The sequence below is a fragment of the Mangrovibacterium sp. genome (genome assembly GCF_059905295.1).
Map to the genome: position 1 here is coordinate 1 of NZ_JBZQJF010000165.1, position 5,360 is coordinate 5,360.

At 44.8% G+C, this 5,360-nt stretch carries 5 protein-coding genes and 1 riboswitch; of the genes, 4 read left to right on the forward strand and 1 reads right to left on the reverse strand.

The window, feature by feature from the left end:
- Positions 1-396: 396 nt before the first annotated feature.
- A riboswitch (cobalamin riboswitch) is annotated at positions 397-609 on the reverse strand.
- A gap of 144 nt (positions 610-753) precedes the next feature.
- The 3 genes from AC37HE_RS08945 (at position 754) to AC37HE_RS08955 (ending at position 2,663) form a co-directional block, all read left to right on the forward strand.
- A complete protein-coding gene (locus AC37HE_RS08945) occupies positions 754-1,179 on the forward strand; it encodes a DUF4296 domain-containing protein (RefSeq protein WP_500782487.1) in 426 nt (141 codons plus the stop codon).
- On the forward strand, positions 1,176-1,664 hold the full coding sequence (locus tag AC37HE_RS08950; protein ID WP_500782488.1) for a hypothetical protein: 489 nt from the start codon (positions 1,176-1,178) through the stop codon (positions 1,662-1,664). Before AC37HE_RS08945 ends, AC37HE_RS08950 begins: the two co-directional genes overlap by 4 nt.
- A gap of 219 nt (positions 1,665-1,883) precedes the next feature.
- Complete coding sequence (locus AC37HE_RS08955; protein ID WP_500782489.1) at positions 1,884-2,663, forward strand: radical SAM protein; 780 nt, start codon at positions 1,884-1,886, stop codon at positions 2,661-2,663.
- Here the strand turns inward: AC37HE_RS08955 and AC37HE_RS08960 are convergent.
- Positions 2,660-3,109 carry a DUF2147 domain-containing protein gene (locus tag AC37HE_RS08960; protein WP_500782490.1) on the reverse strand — a complete coding sequence of 150 codons (450 nt, stop codon included), beginning with the start codon at positions 3,107-3,109 and terminating at the stop codon, positions 2,660-2,662. The genes AC37HE_RS08955 and AC37HE_RS08960 overlap by 4 nt on opposite strands.
- A 169-nt stretch (positions 3,110-3,278) precedes the next feature.
- On the opposite strand from AC37HE_RS08960, the gene pepF reads away from it, so the two are divergent.
- Positions 3,279-5,168 (forward strand): oligoendopeptidase F, encoded by a 1,890-nt coding sequence (gene pepF, locus AC37HE_RS08965; RefSeq protein WP_500782491.1) that lies wholly within the window; start codon positions 3,279-3,281, stop codon positions 5,166-5,168.
- Positions 5,169-5,360: the final 192 nt, after the last annotated feature.

The window sequence follows — 5,360 nt, forward strand, 5'->3', positions numbered from 1 at the left end:
GAACAGGGCGCATAATCAGCCCAAATCAAAGCTGTTTATACTTGTCTGAATTGTCGGTGCCCCCCAAACATCAATTACAACACTATTTAACACCACTTGGCAGTCGTTAACAGGAATGTGAGCTACATTTGTATCATACAAAAAGCAATTAGATATAGTTAGATTTTTTTCATAGAGATAGGTTTTGGTTAGTTGAGAAAAGGAGGACAGCGGTTCTCCTTTCTTTTTTCTAACAGTTCTGAAAAGAAAGAAGCAGACTCCCCAACTAAAAACGGATAAAAAAAAGCTGTGGCCCCTGACCTACAGCTTTTAACAGTTACATTGCTCCCAACAATTGGCAGAAAGCAGGAGCGAATGAAGCCAGGGATGCGCCTAGAATGGCAGCGTCTTTACCCCGAAAACTTCGAATCACCGGCAGGTCTTCTGGCTCACCCAATTTCGGATGCCTTCCCGTCCGTCCCTATGGCAGAAGGGCTCTAAACAGTGGCTTTAAATTTCCGAAATCTTTTTGCGGGCTTACAGCTGCGGGGACAGCTCCGGTTTTACACCGGATTCCCTTTTCATCCGGACTACCAAGGCAGTCGCGGAACCGATAACAGCCTCAAAAATACAGAATATCGCCCGATCAACAAGTTAAATTCAACTTAATTTTACGCTTAATTAATGAAGAAACAATCCTCTCCGAGATGGGTAAATTCGGGAATCTCCTTGTCCGGAATTAACACTTGCAACTTGAAAGCTGAAACTTTAACTTTGGCAACACAAATTAATGTGCAACTCATGAAGAACATCTTCCCGATTTTGATCGTGATCCTTTTAGCAGCAGCAAGTTCCTGTAAGCAGAAGGGCTATCCCAAACCGGACAATCTGCTTAGCCAAAAACAAATGGCTGATATCCTCTACGATATCCACGTGGGTGAAGCCATGTCGACACGCCATCGCTATGCCAATGCCGACAGCATCAAGATCGAGTCGAAGGAAGTGTACCAGGGTATCCTGGATAAATACCATCTGACTGATTCCCTCCTGACTGAAAATATTATTTTTTACTCGTCGCGACCAAAGCTTTACGAGAAGGTTTATGAAAAAGTAGTAGAAAAGCTGAACCTCCAGATTGAAGCATCCAAAGAGAAAAAGAACCTGGAAGTTATTAAGAAGCAAGACAAGGACAAAGAATGAAATTCTCAGCCCACTTTGTCATCCCTGCTGATGGATCGGTATTGCCCAAAGGAATTGTTGATGTTGCCAGCGACGGAACAATCCTTCAACTTATTGCAACCAAAGATGAACTTCGCGAGCAAGCTGCAATGGAGTTTCACAGCGGCTTGATTTGCCCGGCTTTCATCCAACTTTGGCAATACGGAAGCACGGCCGAAATTCTAGAAAAATTACCGGAGTTGCAACCTTTTCGGGATTTCATCCCCAACAATACCAACGATCCCAAAGCCACCTTCAACTTTCTTAAAGCAATCCAGGAAAACCTGCCCAACAGTTCACTGCCCGACCTAATCGAGTTGTTTACGGCCAAGGCAGCCAAAGCTTTCAACTTAATGGAAGCCGGAATAATAGCGACCGGCAAGCGTCCGGGGCTGGTGATCATTACCGGCATCGACTACGCCAACTTCCGCTTGAAAGCGGATAGCCGGCTGAAAAAACTGGTTTAACCCGGATTATTCATGCCACCAGTTTTATGCAGATTCAAGGCTTCTGAATCCGCTGACATTATTACCTATTTCAAGGATTTAGCAACGAAGCTGATGCGTGACAATTGTGACAAACAACACTCAAAGATATCGTATCGAATAGCAAGCCAAGGCGGGTTCGTTAAAAAGATGTGTTGAATAATTCAGGCTAATCTGTACTTTTGCTGCAAAGCAATTAAAATGGCTACTTTTCTTTTCGACAAAATTATTTTCGGCCCTGTAAAAAGCCGCCGTTTGGGTGTTTCACTCGGTGTTAACCTGTTGCCCACCGACTCGAAGATTTGTTCCTTCGACTGTATTTATTGCGAGTGTGGCTGGACTCCCCGTAAGCGGGAACACAAAGCAGTGCTTCCCACTCGTCAGGATGTCGCTGAACGACTGGAAGAGCAGTTGAAAAAGATGCAGGAAGCCGGTGAATTGCCCGATGTAATAACCTTTGCAGGAAATGGTGAACCAACGCTTCACCCCCATTTCGATGGAATTATCGACGACACTATTCGTCTGCGCAATGCTTATGCACCCGACTGCCGGGTAGCAGTGCTCTCAAACTCAACCATGCTCCATAAAAAGTCGGTTTTCGAGGCTTTGCTGAAAGTCGACGATAATATTCTGAAGCTTGACTCAGCGATTGCGAAAACGGTCGAATTGCTCGACTGCCCGCTAGGCCGTTTTAATTTGAATGAAGTCATTGAGCAGCTCGCTCGTTTCGGGAAATCAGCAATCATCCAAACGCTGTTTGTGCGGGGTGAGTACAAAGGTGAAAAAATTGACAATACCTCTGCTGATGAGTTGGAAGCCTGGCTGGCGGCCTTGAAAAAAATAAATCCCGGGCAGGTGATGATTTACACCATTGCACGGGACACACCTGCTCAAAGCCTTGAAAAGATCAGCAGTGATGAATTGAACCAAATTGCCGACCAGGTAAAAGCAGCCGGTTTCGACGTTCAGGTTTCAGCCTAGTTTAATGTTGTTCGGGTCCATTCGGTTGAACGGCCCAACCATCTAACACCGGCCACATAGCCTTTCAGAAAAAGCTTGTCGTTCGAATCATCAAACCAGGCATAACAATCGTAGGTCTTTCCCGATTTCGGATCGTAGATCTGTCCGTTCTGCCATTCTTTATCGTCAGCATTAAACTGAAGTCCTTGCAAGATCTGAATGCCAACCAATGAACGATCGCGTAGTTTTTCATCCGGGTTCTTGTTGTCTTTCGGTGCTTGCCCGTTTTCATATTTTTCCGGAATCAGGTAAATAATCTTCCCAATGTACCGGCCATCCTGTTCAACCACTTCAATTTTCGACGTTTTTTCTTCATTCCACCAAATTCCGGTAATCTGCTTTGCACTTTGCGCTGAAACCACGGTAATATAAAGGGACAGCGCCAGCATTAGAACTAATTTCTTCATTGTTTACAGGTTTATTCGATTGCGATAAAAATAAACAAATTTGGGAATTGAAAGCTTGAACATCTCGTGTTCGCAGAAACGGGAACACTTGGCTAAACTTATTTTTTTAACAATACTGTAATGAATTGACAAATTGAATACTTATCCAAAAGAACAAAACGGACTCTCTATGAAAAATATGAACATGCGAAAAACAAGCCTGTTTGCCATTCTGCTCTTGTTGTTCAGCCTGACGACGGTTGCACAACAGCGTAACCGGGAAGAAATTGACGACAAGTACAAATGGAAGCTGACCGATATTTATGCTTCAGACGAAGCCTGGCGCTCAGCCATGGAAGATGTATCGAAAAAACTGGACACAGTTGAAGCCTTCAAAGGCACGATCATGAAATCGCCTGAAAACCTGCTGAAAGTCCTGCAGTTCAACAGCAACTTGTCGATGGAAGCGTCCAAACTCTACATTTACGCCAGTATGAATGCGGACCTGGATACCCGCAACTCAAAATACAATGGTATGCAACAGGAGCTCCGTCATCTGTTTTCTACATTCGGTGCAAAAGCTGCATTCATTGAGCCGGAGATCCTCGAGTCGGACTGGGCAACTGTTGAAAGTTTCATCAAACAGGATCCTCGCCTGGAGGTTTATCGCATGCCACTGGCCAATATGTTCCGTACCAAGGCACACTCACTGAGCGAGAAAGAAGAACGGATCATGGCTTTGAGCGGGAATATCACCGGAACAGCATCATCAGTTTATAACACCTTCCGCAATGCTGAAATGCCCGCCCCCGAAGTAACCTTATCCGATGGTGAGAAGGTGAATGTTACCAGCTCGGAATACAGCCGTTTCAGAGCCTCGGCGAACCGTGCCGATCGGGAAATTGTATTTAATGCCTACTGGAACAACTTTGCAAAATTTAAAGCCAGCTACGGCGAAATGCTGAGTGGTAATGTAAAATCGGATATTTTCCGTGCCCAGGCCCGTCATTACGATTCTTCGCTCGAGGCCGCTCTATACCCGAACAACATCCCGGTTGAAGTATACCACGCACTGATTGATAATGTTAATAAGAACCTGCCGGCTTTCCACCGTTACCTGGAGATCAAAAAGCGGATGCTTGGTGTTGACACCCTGAAATACCTGGACCTTTATGCTCCGGTAGTCAAGAATGTTGACCTGACCTACCCTTATGAAGAAGGTACAAAGTTGGTTCTGAAAGCACTGAAACCTCTGGGGAAAGAATATACCTCAACCGTTGAGAAAGCAATTAAAGAACGCTGGATCGACGTTTACCCGACTCCCGGCAAAGTAACAGGTGCTTATTCCAACGGGGCATTTTACGAAGGACATCCCTACATCCTGCTGAACTACAACGATCTTTACGACGATGTAAGCACCCTCGCACATGAGTTGGGACACACCATGCAAAGCTATTTCAGCAATAAAAACCAACCCTACCCAACCTCTGATTATGCCATCTTTGTTGCCGAAGTTGCCTCAACATTCAACGAGGTATTGCTTTTCAATTACATGATCAACAACGTGAAAGACGACGATGTAAAACTTTCCTTGTTAATGAACTGGTTGGATGGTTTCCGCGGCACTTTGTTCCGTCAAACCCAGTTTGCCGAATTTGAATTGAAAATTCACGAAGAAGCTGAGCAAGGCAAGCCCCTCACCGGCGACTCGTTCTCTAAAATCTACAGTGACATTGTGAAACGCTATTATGGACACGACCAAGGCATTTGCTATGTCAACGATTATATCAACATGGAGTGGGCTTATATTCCACACTTCTACTATAACTACTATGTTTACCAATACAGCACTTCATTTACCGCATCAATTTCGCTGGCCGAAAAAGTGATGAGTGGCGATAAAGAAGCGCTGAAAAATTATATGGCTTTCCTTTCGGCTGGTAGCTCTGATTACCCGATTGATTTGCTGAAAAAAGCCGGCGTTGATATGACAACTGCCGAGCCTTTTGAAAAAGCAATTGAAGCGATGAACAAAGTGATGGACGAAATCGAAAGCATCCTGGATAAAAAAGGGCTATAGAAAGCCCAACGATACTGATAGATTACTGAAGACTGTCGCTCGCGGCAGTCTTTTTTCTTAAAGTCTCTTCTGAGTTCCAAGTTTCAAGTTGCGGGCATAATTACCTTTGTATCAGTCAGGGACTGTTGTGGCTTGCTGGTCACTCAATCGTTAATCCATCCCTCTGCGTCTTCTTTGCGAATCCCCGGTTAA